The 759-nt window shown below is 49.1% G+C and carries 1 rRNA gene; it reads left to right on the top strand.

The annotated features are described in order from the left end of the window. A 23S ribosomal RNA gene (locus PSOLE_RS23425) occupies positions 1-759 on the top strand; the annotation flags it as partial.

The following is a 759-nucleotide window of genomic DNA, read 5'->3' as shown; positions in this document are numbered from 1 at the left end:
CTCCAAGGCTAAATACTACCTAGTGACCGATAGCGTATAGTACCGTGAGGGAAAGGTGAAAAGAACCCCGGGAGGGGAGTGAAATAGAACCTGAAACCCTGCACTTACAAGCTGTGGAAGCACATTTCTTGTGTGACCGCGTACTTTTTGTAGAACGGGCCAACGAGTTACGTTAAGTAGCAAGGTTAAGCACTTAAGGTGTGGAGCCGTAGCGAAAGCGAGTTTTAACTGAGCGTTCAGTTACTTGACGTAGACCCGAAACCGGGCGACCTACCCATGAGCAGGATGAAGCGAAAGTAAAATTTCGTGGAGGTCCGAACCCACGAGCGTTGAAAAGCTCGGGGATGACTTGTGGGTAGCGGTGAAATTCCAATCGAGCCCGGAGATAGCTGGTTCTCCCCGAAATAGCTTTAGGGCTAGCCTCAAGGTGAGAGATACGGAGGTAGAGCACTGAATGTCCTAGGGGGTATTGCACCTACCGAAGACTATCAAACTCCGAATGCCGTCATCTTATACTTGGGAGTCAGACTGTGGGTGATAAGATTCATAGTCGAAAGGGCAACAGCCCAGATCGTCAGCTAAGGTCCCTAAATGTAAGTTAAGTGGTAAAGGATGTGGGATTGCACAGACAACCAGGATGTTGGCTTAGAAGCAGCCACTCATTCAAAGAGTGCGTAATAGCTCACTGGTCGAGTGATCCTGCGCCGAAGATTTCCGGGGCTAAAACTTACTACCGAAGCTACGGCATCAGTAATGATG

The sequence above is a fragment of the Pseudomonas oleovorans subsp. oleovorans genome (assembly GCF_002197815.1).
Classification (GTDB): Bacteria; Pseudomonadota; Gammaproteobacteria; order Pseudomonadales; family Pseudomonadaceae; genus Aquipseudomonas; species Aquipseudomonas oleovorans.
The sequence above is the reverse complement of the archived record's forward strand: the minus strand, read 5'-3'. Positions and strand labels throughout refer to the sequence as shown.